The 17,438-nt window shown below is 61.8% G+C and carries 19 protein-coding genes; 10 read left to right on the top strand and 9 right to left on the bottom strand.

What is annotated here, in order from left to right:
* Positions 1 to 38: 38 nt before the first annotated feature.
* From V8689_RS01000 to V8689_RS00980, 5 genes are all read right to left on the bottom strand, one after another.
* Positions 39 to 1,280 carry a heme biosynthesis protein HemY gene (locus V8689_RS01000; RefSeq protein ID WP_032894573.1) on the bottom strand — a complete coding sequence of 414 codons (1,242 nt, stop codon included), beginning with the start codon at positions 1,278 to 1,280 and terminating at the stop codon, positions 39 to 41.
* 5 nt (positions 1,281 to 1,285) lie between these two features.
* The gene (locus V8689_RS00995; protein WP_056791017.1) at positions 1,286 to 2,401 is read right to left on the bottom strand and encodes a uroporphyrinogen-III C-methyltransferase; all 1,116 of its coding nucleotides are present in this window, start codon (positions 2,399 to 2,401) and stop codon (positions 1,286 to 1,288) included.
* An 18-nt stretch (positions 2,402 to 2,419) separates the two neighbouring features.
* Complete coding sequence (locus V8689_RS00990; RefSeq protein ID WP_056791014.1) at positions 2,420 to 3,178, bottom strand: uroporphyrinogen-III synthase; 759 nt, start codon at positions 3,176 to 3,178, stop codon at positions 2,420 to 2,422.
* A complete protein-coding gene (gene hemC, locus V8689_RS00985; protein WP_060766321.1) occupies positions 3,175 to 4,116 on the bottom strand; it encodes a hydroxymethylbilane synthase in 942 nt (313 codons plus the stop codon). Before hemC ends, V8689_RS00990 begins: the two co-directional genes overlap by 4 nt.
* Positions 4,117 to 4,254: 138 nt before the next feature.
* Positions 4,255 to 5,001: a LytR/AlgR family response regulator transcription factor gene (locus tag V8689_RS00980; protein WP_056791010.1), complete on the bottom strand. Its 747-nt coding sequence runs from the start codon at positions 4,999 to 5,001 to the stop codon at positions 4,255 to 4,257.
* A 501-nt stretch (positions 5,002 to 5,502) separates the two neighbouring features.
* On the opposite strand from V8689_RS00980, the gene argH reads away from it, so the two are divergent.
* The gene (argH, locus tag V8689_RS00975; protein ID WP_056791007.1) at positions 5,503 to 6,897 is read left to right on the top strand and encodes an argininosuccinate lyase; all 1,395 of its coding nucleotides are present in this window, start codon (positions 5,503 to 5,505) and stop codon (positions 6,895 to 6,897) included.
* Between the two features lie 100 nt (positions 6,898 to 6,997).
* Here argH and V8689_RS00970 read toward each other — a convergent pair whose 3' ends face one another.
* Complete coding sequence (locus V8689_RS00970; protein ID WP_056791004.1) at positions 6,998 to 7,657, bottom strand: glutathione S-transferase family protein; 660 nt, start codon at positions 7,655 to 7,657, stop codon at positions 6,998 to 7,000.
* A gap of 125 nt (positions 7,658 to 7,782) precedes the next feature.
* Between V8689_RS00970 and V8689_RS00965 the strand changes: the two genes are divergently transcribed.
* The 3 genes from V8689_RS00965 (at position 7,783) to V8689_RS00955 (ending at position 11,427) form a co-directional block, all read left to right on the top strand.
* A complete protein-coding gene (locus V8689_RS00965; protein WP_056791001.1) occupies positions 7,783 to 8,067 on the top strand; it encodes a hypothetical protein in 285 nt (94 codons plus the stop codon).
* A 95-nt stretch (positions 8,068 to 8,162) separates the two neighbouring features.
* Positions 8,163 to 8,417: a TIGR02647 family protein gene (locus V8689_RS00960; RefSeq protein WP_056790998.1), complete on the top strand. Its 255-nt coding sequence runs from the start codon at positions 8,163 to 8,165 to the stop codon at positions 8,415 to 8,417.
* A 169-nt stretch (positions 8,418 to 8,586) separates the two neighbouring features.
* On the top strand, positions 8,587 to 11,427 hold the full coding sequence (locus V8689_RS00955; RefSeq protein WP_056790995.1) for a class I adenylate cyclase: 2,841 nt from the start codon (positions 8,587 to 8,589) through the stop codon (positions 11,425 to 11,427).
* Here V8689_RS00955 and rnk read toward each other — a convergent pair.
* From rnk to cyaY, 3 genes are all read right to left on the bottom strand, one after another.
* Entirely contained in the window at positions 11,424 to 11,837 is a 414-nt protein-coding gene (gene rnk / locus V8689_RS00950) for a nucleoside diphosphate kinase regulator (protein WP_056790992.1), read from the bottom strand. The genes V8689_RS00955 and rnk overlap by 4 nt on opposite strands.
* Positions 11,838 to 11,968: 131 nt before the next feature.
* Positions 11,969 to 12,190 carry a DUF1289 domain-containing protein gene (locus tag V8689_RS00945; protein ID WP_189661136.1) on the bottom strand — a complete coding sequence of 74 codons (222 nt, stop codon included), beginning with the start codon at positions 12,188 to 12,190 and terminating at the stop codon, positions 11,969 to 11,971.
* Positions 12,190 to 12,522 (bottom strand): iron donor protein CyaY, encoded by a 333-nt coding sequence (gene cyaY / locus V8689_RS00940; protein WP_056790990.1) that lies wholly within the window; start codon positions 12,520 to 12,522, stop codon positions 12,190 to 12,192. Before cyaY ends, V8689_RS00945 begins: the two co-directional genes overlap by 1 nt.
* Positions 12,523 to 12,760: 238 nt before the next feature.
* Here cyaY and lptM point away from each other — a divergent pair, with 238 nt between their 5' ends.
* From lptM to V8689_RS00910, 6 genes are read left to right on the top strand one after another with little or no spacing between them, the layout of a single operon-like run.
* Positions 12,761 to 12,928 carry an LPS translocon maturation chaperone LptM gene (gene lptM / locus V8689_RS00935; protein WP_003195417.1) on the top strand — a complete coding sequence of 56 codons (168 nt, stop codon included), beginning with the start codon at positions 12,761 to 12,763 and terminating at the stop codon, positions 12,926 to 12,928.
* Positions 12,929 to 12,941: 13 nt separating this feature from the next.
* Positions 12,942 to 14,189: a diaminopimelate decarboxylase gene (gene lysA / locus V8689_RS00930; RefSeq protein WP_056790987.1), complete on the top strand. Its 1,248-nt coding sequence runs from the start codon at positions 12,942 to 12,944 to the stop codon at positions 14,187 to 14,189.
* A gap of 3 nt (positions 14,190 to 14,192) precedes the next feature.
* The gene (gene dapF / locus V8689_RS00925) at positions 14,193 to 15,023 is read left to right on the top strand and encodes a diaminopimelate epimerase (RefSeq protein WP_056790985.1); all 831 of its coding nucleotides are present in this window, start codon (positions 14,193 to 14,195) and stop codon (positions 15,021 to 15,023) included.
* Positions 15,024 to 15,036: 13 nt separating this feature from the next.
* The gene (locus V8689_RS00920; protein WP_056790982.1) at positions 15,037 to 15,753 is read left to right on the top strand and encodes a DUF484 family protein; all 717 of its coding nucleotides are present in this window, start codon (positions 15,037 to 15,039) and stop codon (positions 15,751 to 15,753) included.
* Positions 15,754 to 15,755: 2 nt separating this feature from the next.
* A complete protein-coding gene (xerC, locus tag V8689_RS00915) occupies positions 15,756 to 16,655 on the top strand; it encodes a tyrosine recombinase XerC (RefSeq protein ID WP_056790979.1) in 900 nt (299 codons plus the stop codon).
* Positions 16,652 to 17,347, top strand: coding sequence for an HAD family hydrolase (locus V8689_RS00910; protein WP_056790977.1), 696 nt, complete (start codon positions 16,652 to 16,654; stop codon positions 17,345 to 17,347). The genes xerC and V8689_RS00910 overlap by 4 nt, the downstream gene beginning before the upstream one ends.
* Positions 17,348 to 17,438: the final 91 nt, after the last annotated feature.

Below are 17,438 nucleotides of genomic sequence, written 5' to 3'. Positions count from 1 at the left end.
AGGATCGGTCCGAGCCAATCCACTCACCCTTTCCTACTTCAAACTCGTGCAGGCACCGGCAGCGGCGAGGACAGCAGACGATTGTCGAGCAAGCCCAAGCCTTCCTGAAACAGCTGGTTGCTGCGCTCGGTGTCGCCCAATTGGGCCAGCAGGCGAGCCAACTCGGCGCAGGCTTCGGGATTGCGCTGTACTTGCAGGCTGCTTTCCAGATAATCGCGCGCCTTGCCCCACAGACTGTTTTGCAGGCACAGACGGCCCAGCGTCAGCAACAGGCTGGCATCGCCTGGATGGTCCTTGAGCCAGCCTTCGGCAAACTTCAATTGGCGCGCAGGATCACTGCCGCGCAGCAGGCCATACAACCGAATCAGGTGACTGTCATAACCGCGTTTAAGGGCACCACGCAGCACTTCTTCGGCCTTGGCATCCGCACCCAATCGACGCAGTTGGTCGGCATACGCCAATACCAGTTGTGGCTGTTGGCGCTGGGCAGCGGTCAGTTGCTCCCATGCGCGCTCCAGGGACTGCAACCCCGCCTCGCCTTGCTCTTCACGCTGAGCCGCCAGGCTCAGGTTCTCGCCCCAGGCGCGACGTTCCAGCTCAGCCAGCTCATTGGCGGGCAAGACTTTGTCCTTGCGCAGTTCCGGCAGCAGGCGAATCACCGACGACCAATCGCCACGCTGCTGATGCAGGCGTTGCAACTGTCGCAGCACTTGCGCGTTATGCGGATGACGCTCATGCATCGCCTGAAGAGTGACCAGGGCACCTTCCGTATCGCCACGATCCATCTGCAATTGCGCATGGCTCAGTGCAATGGCCAGTTCGGCCTGGGGCTGGCGCTCCAGCGCGCGCTCCAGCAAACCGTCGGATTCCTCATAACGGCCCTGTTCATTGGCCGCACGGGCGGCACCGATGTAATACAGCAGGGGTTGACGCTCTGCTTCAGCGGCGCGGTGCAGGTGGCGTTCGGCGCTGGCCCAGCGGCCCTCGGCGAGGTCCATCTGGCCTTGCTCGATAGCGATCTGCACACGACGGCTGCGATTGCGTCGTGACCAAGGGTTGACCACGCCACCGGATGTGGTGACCAGGCTCCACAACACACGGATCAGGTAAATCGCCAGGCCAATGGCGAACAGCGCCACCAATGTCGCCCACAGGCTTGATTCGTAATGCAGCAGGTGAGGATAGGTAATCAGCACGTAGCCGGTGTGCTTCGAAATGCCCACACCCAAGGCCAGGGCAACCGCAATGGCGAGCACCAGGATCACATAGAAACGCTTCATCAGCTCTACTCCTGGGTCGCCGGCTTGCCAGCCGAGGCCTTGGCTTCGTCGGCAGACTGATGACGACGTTCAAGGTACGCCTGCACAGCGGCCAGGCTCGCGGCCAGGTCAGGCGTGACCACCGACACGGCCTTGGGCTCGAGCTCAGCAATACGCGCCAGCATCGCCTTGCTCTGCGGGTTGTCCTGGTTGAAGTTGTCCTGCAACACGCTGCGCGCTTCTCCCAGCGAGCGGCTGTACACCGCCGCCTCGCCGTTAAGCGCAGCCCACTGGGCTTGCTCCAGCGCCAGGCTCAAGGCCAGCCGCACTTGGTTCAGACCTTGGCCTGCCAACAATGGGCGGATGTTGTCATCCGGGTTGAAGTCGATGCGGAAGTAACGGGAAATCTGCTCCCACCATTGGCTCAACTGGTTCTGGGTATCGCTGGTGGGGCGCCCCTGGGAGGCAGGCTCGGTGAGCTGATACTCCGGGGCAATCGCTGCAAGCTGCACCACTTGGTCACGCAAGGCGGCCAGTTGCAGGTACAGGCCGGTACGGTCCGGCTGCTCGGTGCTGCGCAGCGCGGCCAGGCTCTTGGCCAGTTGCTCGCGTGCGGCGAAAGACCCTGGGTCGCTCTGCTCGCGAAGAATTTCGTCGGCACCCTGGACCAGCGACTGAGCGCTGTTGATATCTTGCAAGGCGGACAAACGCAAGCTGGCCAGACGGATCAGATGCTCGGCTTCGGCCAGGCGCCAATCCTTGCGGCTGGCACCCAGCACGGTTTCCAGACGCTGGTTGAGGCGCTGCTGATCACCCTGCAACTGAGTGACCAGGCGGCGGCGTTCTTCCAGCTCATCCGCACCCGGCAACTGCGCCAGGCGGGCGGCCAACTGTTGCTGGCCTTGCTTGAGGCTCTGGGACTGGTCATCCAGGGTCAGCACCTGGCCCAACTGGTGCTGGCTGCTGGCTTGCAGGGCACGGACCTGCCAGATTCCCCAACCGCCGGCGGCTACGCCCGCAGCACCCAGCAACAAGGCGACGATGGCCAGGCCATTGCCACGGCGTGGCGCGCTGACCGGTGTCTCGACCGGCGCATCAAGCGCGGGCTGAGCTTCATCTTTAGGCAAGGCTGTTTCGCTCACGTATCCGTCCTTTGCGTATCAGAGAGTGGGAACGGGATAGCTCCCTAACGCCACTAACAAAGCCGCGGCACTCGCGCCGCGACAATCCACAACTTTTTCTGCACCCGCGGCCCGCGCCACTTCATATACACGCGGGCTGGGCACGAACAACGGTAGCTGTGCCACCTCTGGCCAATCGGGGCCGGCCAACGCGTGCAAGTGTAAAAAACCCTGCCCACTGCTGACCACCAGGCCGTTCAAGCGTTCCAACTGGATGCGTTGCATCAACGCGCCCTTCTCATACACCGGAAGAAAACGCCGATACAATTCCAAGTAGTCGACACTAGCACCTTGCTCGCGCAAACGCTCAGCCAGCAGCTCACGCCCGCCTTCGCCACGCAGGATCAACACCCGGGCGCCCGGCAGTGCAATAGCCTCGCGCAAGGCAGGCAGTTCAAGCAAGGCCTCGCTGTTATCGCCCGTGAGGGGATAGTGAACCTGGAGGCCATGATCAGCCAGTATCTGGGCCGTGGCCGCGCCGACACTGAACCAGGGCATGGGCGGCACACTGCTCCCCAACTGCTGCAACGCCAAGCGCGCGGCCGGCTTGCTCACCACGATGACAGCGCAATAGCGTGGCAGCGCGGCGAACACCGCGCGTTGCTCCGCGGTCACCGGCAACGCTTCGGTCTCCAGCAAAGGCAGGCAACTGCTGTGAATACCGCCCTGGGCCAATACTGCCGCCAGCGCCGTCGACTCCTCGGCAGGCCGCGTCAGCAGCACTCGCCAGTCGGTCACTGTGGGCCGGCCTCGCCATAGACTTTCTGCAAAATGGCACCCGCGCCTTTTTCCAACAGTTCCTCGGCGACCTGAATCCCCAGGGCCGTGGCATCACGTTGCGGCCCACGCACCTCGGCGGTCAGCAGGTTACCGCCGTCCGGATCACCGACCAGGCCACGCAGCCACAGGTTCTCACCCTCAAGTACGGCATAGCAGGCGATGGGCACTTGGCAGCCACCGTTGAGGTGTTTGTTCAAGGCACGCTCGGCGGTGACACGCACTTCGGTGTCTGCGTGATCGAGAGGTTTTAGCAGTGCGTGAATTTCGCTGTCGGCGGTGCGACATTCGATGCCGACTGCGCCCTGCCCGCCAGCGGGCAAGCTGTCCTCAACGCTGATGGCCGAGGTGATGCGGTCTTCAAAACCCAGGCGGATCAGGCCGGCAGCGGCGAGGATGATCGCGTCGTATTCGCCGGCATCCAGCTTGGCCAGGCGCGTGTTGACGTTGCCACGCAAAAAGCGGATCTGCAGGTCAGGACGCCGCGTCAGCAACTGGGCCTGGCGACGCAGGCTGGAGGTGCCGACGATACTGCCCAGCGGCAATTCGTCCAGGGATGCGAAGGTGTTGGAAACAAAGGCGTCGCGCGGGTCTTCGCGCTCGCAGATACAAAAAAGGCCCAGGCCTTCAGGGAAGTCCATGGGCACATCTTTCATCGAATGCACGGCAATGTCGGCTTCGTTGTCCAGCAGCGCGGTTTCCAGCTCCTTGACGAACAGGCCCTTGCCGCCGATTTTCGACAGCGGCGAGTCCAGCAGCTTGTCGCCGCGACTGACCATGGGCACCAGGGATACCTTGAGGCCGGGATGGGCCTGCTCAAGGCGTGCTTTGACGTATTCGGCCTGCCACAAGGCCAGGGCGCTTTTACGGGTGGCGATGCGGATTTCGCGAGAGGACATGGATCAATCCGTACTGAATAGATACGGCGGATAATAACAGCTCAGGCAAATACGCTTTGATTTGAATCAGCAAGTGCGGGGCCTCCCTGGCCACGTCGCACCGGGATAAGGAATGCAGACCGCGCCGCAGCCCTTGGGCTAAAGCTGCTGCATCATCTTGCGCACGCCGGCGACATGGCGTCGGCTGACGATCAAGGCATCGCCATTGAGGCCCTTCAGGAATAGCTGAAAGTGCCCCAGGGGCGTGCGCTGCAGGCGCTCGATGCGTTCACGGGCGACCAGCGCATTGCGATGAATGCGCACGAAACGTTCGCCAAATTCGTCTTCAAGGGCCTTGAGCGGCTCGTCGAGCAATACTTCACCGCTCTCGTGGCGCAAGGTCACGTATTTGTGATCGGCAATAAAGTAGACCACCTGGCTAAGTGGGATCAGCTCGATGCCCTTGCGGGTACGCGCGCTGATATGGCTGCGTGGCCCATTACCACTTTGCGCAGCCGGTTGCGTCAAGGCTGCCAGTTGGGCGCGGCTGGGGCGCTCAGCTTTTTTCAGGGCCTTGAGCAAGGCTTCGGCAGTGGCCGGCTTGACGAGAAAACTGACACCGCTGTCTTCCAGCGTCTGTGCAGAAAACTCATCCTGCGCCGCACACAACACCACGGCGGGCGGCGATTCGCGTTCGCTCAAGCGGGCGGCGACTTGCAGGCCGTCGAAGCCCGGCATGCGGATATCGAGCAGCACTACATCCGGCTTGTGGCTGTCGATCAGCGTCAACGCCTCTTCGCCGTTGGTGGCACTCGGTTCAAGGACTGTATAACCCTCGAGTTCACTGACCAGACGGCTCAGTCGCTCGCGGGCTTGGGGTTCGTCATCAACGATCAGGACATTCATATTGCGCTGGATTCCTGCGTGAGTCTCGCACAAGGATAGCGTAGACAGGTGCGGTGACTGACGTCACAGCGATCCACGCTAAGACTAGCGCGAGCGGCAAAAAGTGCCCTGAGAGTGGCACCCAAATTTACCCGGACCTGTTCAATAGCGCCCAAGACCCGCTGCCTTCGGGCATCGTCGTAGGGTTCACTGATAAACAATCCGAATACCCCCCTGTTTAATGGATAGTCTGGTTATGACCGCATCACCCGACTTTGGTGCATTCACACACTATCAGTCCAACTGTAGACGCTCACTGAGGCGACATTGCTCAATCGTCAAATATCGTTTCAATAAGTACCTGCCTCCAGTCTCGTCCTGGATGCGGTCGGCGGCAAGGCACTTAGCCATCTCCCGCATAAATAAAATTGCCGACCACCCGCAGCACCGCCTCCACGGGCAACCCTGTTATGATCGCCGGCACACCTTCATGCCTCTTTTAAGCAGATCACGAGCGAATCCATGAGCACCGACAAGACCAACCAGTCCTGGGGCGGCCGCTTCAGTGAACCCGTCGACGCCTTCGTCGCGCGCTTCACCGCCTCCGTCACCTTCGATCAACGCCTGTACCGCCACGACATCATGGGCTCCATCGCCCACGCCACGATGCTGGCCAAGGTCGGCGTGCTGACCGACGCCGAGCGTGACAGCATCATCGACGGCCTGACCACCATCCGCGGTGAGATCGAGGCAGGGACGTTCGACTGGCGCGTCGACCTGGAAGACGTGCACATGAACATCGAGGCACGCCTGACCGATCGCATCGGCGTGACCGGCAAAAAACTGCACACCGGCCGTAGCCGTAACGACCAGATCGCCACCGATATCCGCCTGTGGCTGCGCGATGAGATCGACCTGATCCTGGGCGAAATCACCCGCCTGCAAAAAGGTTTGCTGGAGCAGGCCGAGCGCGAATCGGACACCATCATGCCCGGCTTCACTCACCTGCAGACCGCACAGCCCGTGACCTTCGGCCACCACCTGCTGGCCTGGTTCGAAATGCTCAGCCGCGACTACGAGCGCCTGGTCGATTGCCGCAAGCGCGCCAACCGCATGCCGCTGGGCAGCGCGGCACTGGCCGGCACCACCTACCCGATCGACCGTGAGTACACCGCACAACTGCTGGGTTTTGACGCCGTGGGCGGCAACTCACTGGACGGCGTGTCGGACCGTGACTTCGCCATCGAATTCTGCGCCGCCGCCAGCATCGCGATGATGCACCTGTCGCGCTTCTCCGAAGAGCTGGTGCTCTGGACCAGCGCGCAATTCCAGTTCATCGACCTGCCGGACCGCTTCTGCACCGGCAGCTCGATCATGCCGCAAAAGAAAAACCCCGACGTGCCAGAGCTGGTGCGTGGCAAGAGTGGCCGTGTATTCGGCGCACTGATGGGCCTGCTGACCCTGATGAAAGGCCAACCACTGGCCTACAACAAGGACAACCAGGAAGACAAAGAGCCGCTGTTCGACGCCGCCGACACCCTGCGCGACTCGCTGCGTGCCTTTGCCGACATGATCCCGGCGATCAAGCCCAAGCACGCGATCATGCGTGAAGCGGCCCTGCGTGGCTTTTCCACCGCCACCGACCTCGCGGATTACCTGGTGCGCCGTGGCCTGCCATTCCGCGACTGCCACGAAATCGTTGGCCACGCCGTGAAGTACGGTGTGGACACCGGCAAGGACCTGGCGGAAATGAGCCTGGAAGAACTGCGCCAGTTCAGCGACCAGATCGAGCAGGATGTGTTTGCCGTGCTGACCCTGGAAGGCTCGGTGAACGCCCGTAACCATGTGGGCGGCACTGCGCCGGCACAGGTCAAGGCAGCGGTCGTGCGCGGCCAGCAATTGCTCGCCAGCCGCTAAAAGCATCGCAGGCAAGCCAGCTCCCACACTTGATTGGGTTCACACATCAAAATGTGGGAGCGGGCTTGCCCGCGATGGCGTCCTTACAGATGCCAAAGATTTATTTCTTGGCCGCAATCATCGCCATGAATGCCGGCATCGCCGCCTGCCTGTCCGCCTCTACCTTCTGCGCGTTGGGCATCTCATTCAGGCGCGCCAACAACGCCTTCGCCTTCGGCATCGGCTCCAGCAGGTCCAGCCCAAACACCTTCTCGCCCACACCGCAGGCCAGGTTCAGGCTGTACATGAAATACAGGTCCGCGAGGGTGAAGCTCTCCCCCGCCACGTAAGGCGCAAACTGACCGTGCCGGCCTAACGTACCGATCCCAAGCAGCAACTCGGCCCTGGACTTTTCCTTGATCGCCTCCGGCACCGTCATGCCGAAAAAAGCCTCGGCGTAACACGCCCGCGCAGGCAGTTCGATGTACAGCTCGATCTCACGGCACAGCGCCAGCACCTGAGCCCGCGCAAACGGGTCGGCGGGCAGCAGCGCAGGGCCTTCCTGGGTCTGCTCGAGGTATTCGAGGATGACGCTGGTTTCGTTGATGAACCCCTGCTTCACACCCAGCACCGGCACTTTGCCGCGGGGGCTGACCGCCAAGACTTCGGGGGTTTGCCCGGCGTAAAAAGGCACTTCTTCGAAGGGCAGTCCTTTCTCCAACAGCGCCAGCTTGACCATGTTGTAGTAGTTGCTGACCGAAAATCCGTAAAGCTTGAGCATCGCAAAGCCTCCAGGCCGGGTGCGGGGTTGGCTGCAAGAGTTATAGATCCTCAAGGCCACCCTGACCAGCAGCATCATTTACCTGAATGGGGGTAGACTGGCGCCCTTTCCTTGAGGAGCCTGCCATGAGCGAGCCGACCGATATCGACAACGACGAAGAAGAATTCACCGAAAACACGCTGATCGAAGCCATCGAGAACCAGATCGAGAGCGATAACCCGCCAGCGGCCAAGGCTACGTTCAATAAACTGACCCTGGTGGGTTACGAGCGCGAAGAGATCCTGAATCTGATGGCCCACGTGCTGGCCTTCGAGATCGACGCCATGCTGGACGAGGACCGCGCCTTCAATACCGAGTGGTATGAAACGGCATTGCGGGCACTGCCCGAGCTGCCGCCGGAAAAGCAATAACCCCGGTACGTAGTAACACGCTGGACAGTTCGGCAAAGTGCGTTCACCTTATGGCCTGCTAGCCTCTAATAAATTTTAGAAAGTCTGGAGTCCTTATGTCGTATACCCCTGAGTTGGTTGCCGAACTGGAAATCCTTGTACTCTTCCCCTTGGACAGCACCAAGGAAGGCTTGAAAGTCCATCAGACTGCCGCCCCTACTGCCGTCGCCGCTGCAAAGCGCCTCCATGCCAAAGGGCTGATCGACCAACCGGACGGGGGCTATCTGACGAGCCTTGGCCGGGACGCTGCCGAGCAAGCCCAAACCCTGCTGACCATCCTCACCACTGCCAACACCAAAGAAGCCGCCTGATACCTGATACCGCCCATGGAGTCCGCCGCCTGCGGATTCCGCGGGCATTGCTGCGCGGCATACAAAATTCTGACGCCAAAAAGCCACTTCCCTCTAAAACTCCTACGCTACTGTCTGTAAACTCCTGCATGGCCGCCCGCGTCGGGCCCTGCGAGCCAACGAGTTCGACATGACCCGCACCCATGAAATCCGCCCTGATCTGGACGAAGGCATCGACCGCAAGGTGCTGACCCAATTGCGCGCGCGTTTCATGAGCCTCAATCAAGGCCGCATGGCCCGGGCCGTCGAGGGGCTGACGCCACGCCAGCAAAGCGTGCTGGCTTTGTTGCCGCTGTTTTTCCACGTCAATCACCCGCTGTTGCCAGGTTACGTCTCCGGCAGCACGCCGGCCGGGCTGTCGAATTTTGAACCGGACGCCCAGGCCCTGGCCGATGCCCAGCGTCTGACCCGCTCGTTCTCCTATAAACCGCGCCACGGCAATCCGCCTACGCCGATCCACGGTTTGTTCCTGATGGGCAGCCTGGGCACGCTGGCCCAGGCCGATCAAAGCGATATGGACGTGTGGGTGTGCCACGCTCCCGACTTGAGCGAGACCGAGCTGGCCGAGCTGCGCAAAAAGTGCCAACTGCTGGAGACCTGGGCCTTGGGCATGGGCGCCGAGGCGCATTTCTTCCTGATCGACCCGACGCGCTTTGTGTTGGGTGATCGCGATACACAATTGAGCTCCGACGACTGCGGCACCACCCAGCACTACCTGCTGTTGGATGAGTTCTATCGCACCGCGATCTGGCTGGCCGGGCGCACGCCCATCTGGTGGCTGGTGCCGGTCTACGAAGAAAACCGCTACGCCGAGTTTACTCACGCCCTGATTTCCAAGCGCTTTATCCGCGCCGATGAAACCCTCGACCTCGGCCATCTGGCTCATATTCCTCCGGGGGAGTTTATTGGCGCCGGGCTGTGGCAACTGTTCAAGGGCATCGAGTCGCCCTACAAGTCGGTGCTCAAGCTGCTGCTGACCGAGGTCTACGCCAGCGAACACCCGAAGGTGCAGTGCCTGAGCCTGCGCTTCAAACAGGCGGTGTTCAGCCATCAGGCAGACCTGGATGAGCTGGACCCGTACATCATGGTCTACCGCCGCATCGAGGAATACCTCAAGGCCCGCAACGAGCTGGAGCGCCTGGAACTGGTGCGCCGCAGCCTGTACCTGAAGGTCAACCGCAAGCTCAGCGCCGGCCAGCGCACCGCCGGTTGGCAACGGCAGTTGCTGGAGCGCCTGGCGCATGAATGGGGTTGGGACACGCGGCAACTGGCCCTGCTGGACAGCCGCAGCCAATGGAAGGTGCGCCAGGTCGCCTCCGAGCGCCGCGCCCTGGTCAATGAGTTGAACTACAGCTACCGCTTCCTCACCCAGTTCACCCGCAGCGAACAGTCCGCCAGCCCGATCAATAAACGCGACCTCAATGTACTCGGCCGCCGCTTGTACGCGGCGTTCGAGCGCAAGGCCGGCAAGGTCGAGTTCATCAACCCCGGCATCGCCCCCGACCTGGCCGAAGACACCCTGACCCTGGTGCAGTCGCCCAACCGCAAAGAGCCGGGCCAACACCATTGGGGCCTGTATAACGGCAACCTTACCGCCCTGGAATGGGAACACTTCGCGCCGATCAAACGCAGCCGCGACCTGCTGGAAATGCTCACCTGGTGCCATCGCAACGGCGTGATCGACAGCAGCACCCGCCTGGCGCTGCACCCCGGCACCAGCGACATGACCGAGTTCGAGCTGTTCAACCTGTTGGGCAGCCTGCAACAGACCATCGCCTTGCCCCTGGCCAGCGTCGATGAGAGCCGTTTGCTGCGCCCGGCAGTGCCAGAAGAAGTGCTGCTGCTGATCAACGTTGGGGTTGACCCGCTCAAGCATCATCGCGACCTGAATATCCTGATGACCACCGAGCGCACCGACTCCCTGAGTTATGCCGGCGTGCGCGACAACCTGGTGCTGACCCTGGACCAGGTCACGCTCAACAGCTGGAACGAGGTGATGGTCAGCCGCTATGACGGCCCCCACGCCCTGCTCGACTGCCTGCGCGACTACCTCAACCAACTGCCATCGAACCATCTGCCACGCCTGCGAGTGCGTTGCTTCTGCCACAACCGGGCACAGTTCATTGCCCAGCGGGTGGAAGAGGTATTCGACACCGCGCAGCATCTGCTGCTCGGCCAGGGCAACCATCGCTACCTGCTTCAGGTGCAGCAGCATTATCACGTCATGGAACTGGTACCGGGCCAAGCCACCCATGTATCGCTGCCGACCCAGGACGCGCTGATCGCTTACCTCAGCGAGGAGCTGGCCAGCTACAGCCCGTGGCACCTGGACGCCATGGCTTTGGAAGACCACGACCTGGCGCTGCTGCTGCCCATGGGCCAGGCCGAGTGTGTGCAGGTGTTCTACCGGGTCAATGAAGGCTTCGCCGACGTGTACGTGCTCGACGAATTCAACGCGCTCTGGCAACAGCGCTCGCCGTTTCATGATGAGCAAAGCCTGCTGGCGCCGCTGCAGCGTTTTTTGCAATCGATCCTGTATCGCCGCGAAGCGCTATCGTCCCTGGACGCCCAGCAGCCCGCCGGCGAGGTACAGATCCTGTACTACCAACTGTTGCCATCGGGCAGCGGCCGTGCGCGGGGCGTGGAGCCACGGCCGGCCCCGCAAGACCCTGCCAACAAAGCGTTTTATGACGTGCAGGCGATTATCGGCAAAGGCGCGCCAGGCCACGTGGGGATCACCCTGTACTGCAATCAGCGGGAGTTTTCCGAGCTGGAATTTGGCGACCAGCTGTTTGCGGTGGTCGCCCGGGAGATCGTCGGGCAACGTCGGGAAACCGAGCGTTACCGCTGCTATATCACTGATCTGGATCTGTCGGGGCTGCTCGGTGATGTGCAAAGCCCAAGCAATTTGTACCTGCGCTATAAAGCCGAACTGGAACAGTCACTCAATGCGGCCTTGAATCAGGTTTAGAGCGGGAAGGCGCCGCCATCTTTGGGCTGGCCTTCGACGCTGAGCAATTCCAGCTTCAGGGTCTTGCCGCCTGGCGCCGGCCAGTCGATGTGCTGGCCCACTTGCAGGCCGAGCAACGCGCTGCCTACCGGCGCCATGATCGAAATCTTGCCTTCGTCGGCGTTTGCGTGCTTTGGGTAGACCAGCGTCAGGTGATAGTCCTTGCCGCTGCTTTGCTCACGGCAATGCACACTGGAGTTCATGGTCACGACACCCGCAGGCACTTCATCGTGACCAACCACGTCTTCGGCGCGGTCGAGTTCGGCTTGCAATGCTTCGGCGCCGGGAGAGTCGTCGCCCAAGCGGTCGATCAGTTGCTCCAGACGCTGCACGTCAAGACGGGTAAGAATGATGGACGGTGCGGTGGTCATGATTCAGGCAGACTCCTTTTTTCTGCACAAAAAAGCAAAACCCCGCCAGGAAAAGGCGGGGTTCTCACGGACCTCGATGAATGGAGGTGTATCGGGACACTACCACAGCGACACAAATAAACAAGACGCCGTCAGGTGCTCGCCTTGCGCTGCTCGGCCTCTGCGCAGATCACCCGGCGCCGCGCATCGTCGGCAGAGCGCCATTCCCGGATGTCTTCCACGTGGCGGAAGCAGCCAAGGCAGACTTTCTGCTCATCCAGGCGACACAAACTGATACAAGGTGACGGCACCGCCGGGCTGACATTGCTGAACAGCGGCTTGGGCGGGCGTACGGCTACGGGTTCACTCACCATCAGATCTCGTCGAAATCCAGTTCCGCGCCGGTGTATTCCTGAACCAGGCGGGTGAGCATCTCACCCAGCAACTCTTCACTCTTGTCGCACTGCCATTTGCCGCTTTCTTCGTCGTAATCGAAGTGAACGCCACCGGAACGCGCCGCCAGCCACAGCTGACGCAGCGGCTCCTGGCGGCTGAAGATCAGTTGCTGGCCGCTCTCGAACTTGACGGTCAGCACACCGGCCGAGTTTTCCAGGTCCACGTCCAGGCCGCTGTCGTCGAAAATATCTTCCAGCCCCTGCTGGGTGGTATCCACCAGGTCGTGAAAACGGGCTTCGGTCAAACTCATTGTGGCAACCTCAAAAGTGTCTGGTTTTGCTCAAGCGCCGCACGATACGGGCGAGCTTCGCCGATTGCAAAGGATACTGATTTCATCACGGATGACGGTACGAAATATCCCCAGGCATCGTAGCCTGCTTCCCTACTGTCTCGGCAAACCCCCGCCGGACGGGTGTTGCGGCGCATAGGCAAGCTGGCGGGTGGTCGGTATACTCGGGCGCAATTAATGCATATTCAAGGATTTCGCCATGAAGCGCCTGATCTCTTCCCTTGCTGCGCTCGTCGCGGTCGCTTGCCTCGTTAGTGCCTGTGGCCAGAAAGGCCCGTTGTACCTGCCCGATGACAGCAAAGATCCAAACGAACAGGCGCAATCGTCGCAAAAGCCGTCAAAAGCCCATAAGCACGACACCTACTAAGCAAGGGAATCTTATGGACGCTTTTAACTACCGGGACGGCGAGCTGTTCGCGGAAGGCGTGGCCTTGTCCGCGATTGCCCAGCGCTTCGGCACCCCGACCTATGTGTACTCGCGTGCGCATATCGAAGCCCAATACCGCTCGTTCACCGACGCACTCAACGGCGTGCCGCACCTGGTGTGCTACGCAGTCAAGGCCAACTCCAACCTGGGTGTACTCAATGTCCTGGCGCGTCTTGGCGCTGGTTTTGACATCGTGTCCCGTGGCGAGCTGGAACGCGTACTGGCCGCCGGCGGCCAGGCGGACAAAATCGTCTTCTCCGGCGTCGGCAAGAGCCGCGAAGACATGCGCCGCGCCCTGGAAGTCGGCGTGCATTGCTTCAACGTCGAATCCACCGACGAGCTGGAGCGCCTGCAAGTGGTCGCCGCCGAGATGGGCGTGCGTGCGCCGATATCCCTGCGCGTCAACCCGGACGTCGACGCCGGCACCCACCCGTACATCTCCACCGGTCTCAAAGAGAACAAGTTCGGCATTGCCATCGCCGACGCCGAGGACGTGTACATCCGCGCCGCCCAACTGCCGAACCTGGAAGTGCTGGGTGTCGACTGCCATATCGGCTCGCAGCTGACTACATTGCCACCGTTCCTGGATGCCCTCGACCGCCTGCTGGGGTTGATCGACCGCCTGGGCGAGTGCGGCATCTACCTGCACCACATCGACCTCGGTGGTGGCGTGGGTGTGCGTTATCGCGATGAAGAGCCGCCACTGATTGCCGACTATATCCAGGCCGTGCGCGAGCGCATCGAAGGCCGCGACCTCACGCTGATGTTCGAGCCAGGCCGCTACATCGTCGCCAACGCTGGCGTGCTGCTGACCCAGGTCGAGTACCTCAAGCACACCGAACACAAGGATTTCGCCATCGTCGATGCGGCGATGAACGACCTGATCCGCCCGGCGCTGTACCAGGCCTGGATGGATGTCACCGCCGTGACGCCGCGCGCAAGCAAAGCCCGCGCCTATGACATCGTCGGGCCGATCTGCGAGACCGGCGACTTCCTGGCCAAGGATCGTGAGTTGACGCTTGAGGAAGGTGATCTGCTGGCCGTGCATTCGGCCGGTGCCTACGGGTTTGTCATGAGTTCCAACTACAACACCCGCGGGCGTACCGCCGAGGTGCTGGTGGACGGTGATCAAGCATTTGAAGTGCGTCGCCGCGAGACGGTAGCCGAGTTGTATGCTGGCGAAAGCCTGCTGCCGGAGTAAGCCATGCTGCTGCGTTTTACCAAGATGCACGGGCTGGGTAATGATTTCATGGTCCTCGACCTGGTCAGCCAGCACGCGCACATCCTGCCCAAGCACGCCAAACAGTGGGGCGATCGCCACACGGGGATCGGTTTCGACCAGTTGCTGCTGGTCGAAGCGCCGAGCAACCCGGAGGTAGATTTCCGCTACCGGATCTTCAACTCCGACGGTTCCGAAGTGGAACAGTGCGGCAACGGCGCGCGCTGCTTTGCGCGCTTTGTGCTCGACAAACGCCTGACTGCCAAACGCCAGATTCGCGTCGAAACCAAAGGTGGCGTGATCGAACTGGACATCCGCAACGACGGCCAGATCAGCGTCAACATGGGCGCGCCGCGCCTGGTGCCGGCGGATATTCCGTTCCAGGCCACCGAGCAGGCCCTCAGTTACTCGTTGGACGTGGATGGCAAAACCGTAGAAATCGCCGCCGTGTCCATGGGCAACCCCCATGCAGTGCTGCGGGTCACCGACATCAATAACGCCCCCGTGCACGAACTGGGGCCGAAGATCGAACATCACCCGCGCTTTCCGGCACGGGCTAATGTGGGCTTTTTGCAGGTGATCGACCGTAACCGTGCGCAATTGCGCGTATGGGAACGCGGCGTCGGCGAAACCCAGGCTTGCGGCACCGGCGCTTGCGCCGCTGCCGTGGCCGCGATCAGCCAGGGGTGGATGGATTCGCCGCTGTTGATCGACCTGCCCGGTGGACGTTTATCCATCGAATGGGCAGGCCCTGGCCACCCGGTGATGATGACCGGGCCGGCCACGCGTGTATACGAAGGACAGGTCCGTCTATGAGTGAGCCAAGCTAATGACCGATAAGCCTCAAGTACCCGCACACGCAACCCCGAGTGACAGCCTGGAGGCCGCTGCTGTTGCGGCGTACCTTGAGGCTAATCCGGACTTCTTCGTCGAGCACGAAGAACTGCTGCCAGCCCTGCGCATCCCCCACCAACGCGGCGATACCGTGTCGCTGGTGGAGCGGCAGATGAAGATCCTGCGCGAGCGCAATATTGAAATGCGCCACCGGCTCTCTCATCTGATGGACGTGGCCCGCGACAACGACCGCTTGTTCGACAAGACCCGGCGCCTGATTCTGACCCTGATGGATGCCACCAGCCTGGAAGAAACGGTGATCGCCGTGGAAGACAGCCTGCGTGAGGATTTCCAGGTGCCCTTCGTCAGCCTGATCCTGTTCAGCGACAACCCGATGCCGGTGGGTCGCTGGGTCACAGGTGGCGAGGCGCAGACGGCCATCGGCGGCCTGTTGTCCGAAGGCAAGACTGTCAGCGGCACCTTGCGCGAGCATGAACTGGACTTCCTGTTTGGCGCCGAACAGCGCAAGCAGATCGGCTCTACGGCCGTCATCGCCCTCAGCCATCAAGGCTTGCACGGGGTACTGGCCATCGCCAGCCGCGACCCGGCGCACTACAAAAGCTCGGTGGGCACGCTGTTCCTCACCTATATCGCCGAAGTGCTGGGCCGCGTCCTGCCACGCCACACCACCACCCTGCGCGCGGTGCGCTGATCATGGAGCGGCAACTGGACGCTTACTGCGCTCACCTGCGCAATGAGCGCCAGGTGTCGCCCCATACGCTGGAAGCCTACCGGCGGGACTTGAACAAGGTCCTGGCCTATTGCGAAAAACAGCACGTCAGCAGTTGGAAGGCCCTGGATATCCAGGCCCTGCGCAGCCTGATCGCCCGGTTGCACCAGCAGGGCCAATCCTCCCGCAGCCTGTCTCGCCTGCTGTCGGCGGTGCGCGGCCTCTATCACTACCTCAATCGCGAAGGCCTGTGCGACCACGACCCGGCCAATGGCCTGTCGCCGCCCAAAGGCGAGCGGCGCCTGCCCAAGACCCTGGACACCGACCGCGCCCTGCAACTGCTCGACGGTGCCGTCGAGGATGATTTCCTGGCCCATCGCGACCAGGCAATCCTTGAGCTGTTCTATTCCTCGGGCCTGCGCCTGTCGGAGCTCACAGGCCTGAACCTCGATCAACTGGACCTCGCCGATGGCCTGGTGCAAGTGCTCGGCAAAGGCAGCAAGACCCGCGTACTGCCCGTGGGCAGGAAAGCCCGCGAAGCCTTGCAGCTGTGGCTGCCGCTACGCCTGCTGACCAACCCGGCAGACGATGCCGTATTTGTCAGCCAGCAAGGCCGGCGCCTGGGGCCACGGGCGATCCAGCTGCGGGTCAAGGCCGCTGGCGAGCGGGAGCTGGGGCAGAATCTGCACCCGCACATGTTGCGTCATTCCTTTGCCAGCCACCTGCTCGAATCCTCCCAGGACCTGCGCGCCGTGCAGGAGCTGCTCGGGCACTCGGATATCAAGACCACGCAAATCTACACCCACCTCGACTTCCAGCACCTTGCAACGGTGTACGACAGCGCCCATCCACGGGCCAAACGCATCAAGGGCGGCGACTCATGAGTATCAAGCTGATCACCTTCGACCTGGACGACACCCTCTGGGACAACGTACCCGTCATCATCAGCGCCGAAGCGTCGATGCGCGAATGGCTGGCAGTCCATGCGTCCAAGGTCGGCGACCTGCCCCTTGAGCATTTCGCCAGCCTGCGCCAGCAGGTGCTGCAGCGTCATCCCGAACTCAAACACCGTATCAGTCTGCTGCGTCATCGCGTGTTGATGCATGCGTTCGAGGAGGCCGGTTATCCCCAGCCTGAGGCCACACAGATGGCGGATGTCTGCTTCGAAGCGTTCATCCACGCACGCCACCAACTCACCGTATTCCCGGAAGCCGAGCCAATGCTCAAGGCGCTGCGCCAGCACTTCCTGCTCGGCGTGATCACCAATGGCAATGCCGATGTGCAGCGCGTGGGCTTGGCGGACTACTTTCACTTCGCCCTGCGCGCTGAAGATATCGGCATCGCCAAGCCGGATGCACGGCTGTTTCAGGAGGCGCTGCAACGTGGCGGTGTGGACGCCAGCGCGGCTGTGCATGTGGGCGATCATCCTGGGGACGACATTGCCGGCGCGCAGCAGGCGGGACTGCGGGCGGTGTGGTTCAACCCCACGGGCAAGGCCTGGGAGGGTGACAAGCGTCCGGATGCGCAGATTCGCAGCCTGACGGAGTTGCCGCCCTTGCTGAGTCGCTGGAGCTAACACTGACCCAAAATGTGGGAGCTGGCTTGCCTGCGATAGTGGTGGGCCAATCAACACAGGGCTCGCAGATACACCGCTATCGCAGGCAAGC

It is taken from the genome of Pseudomonas sp. AK181 (genome assembly GCF_051122975.1).
Classification (GTDB): Bacteria; Pseudomonadota; Gammaproteobacteria; order Pseudomonadales; family Pseudomonadaceae; genus Aquipseudomonas; species Aquipseudomonas lactis.
This window is presented reverse-complemented; position numbering and strand designations above follow the sequence as displayed.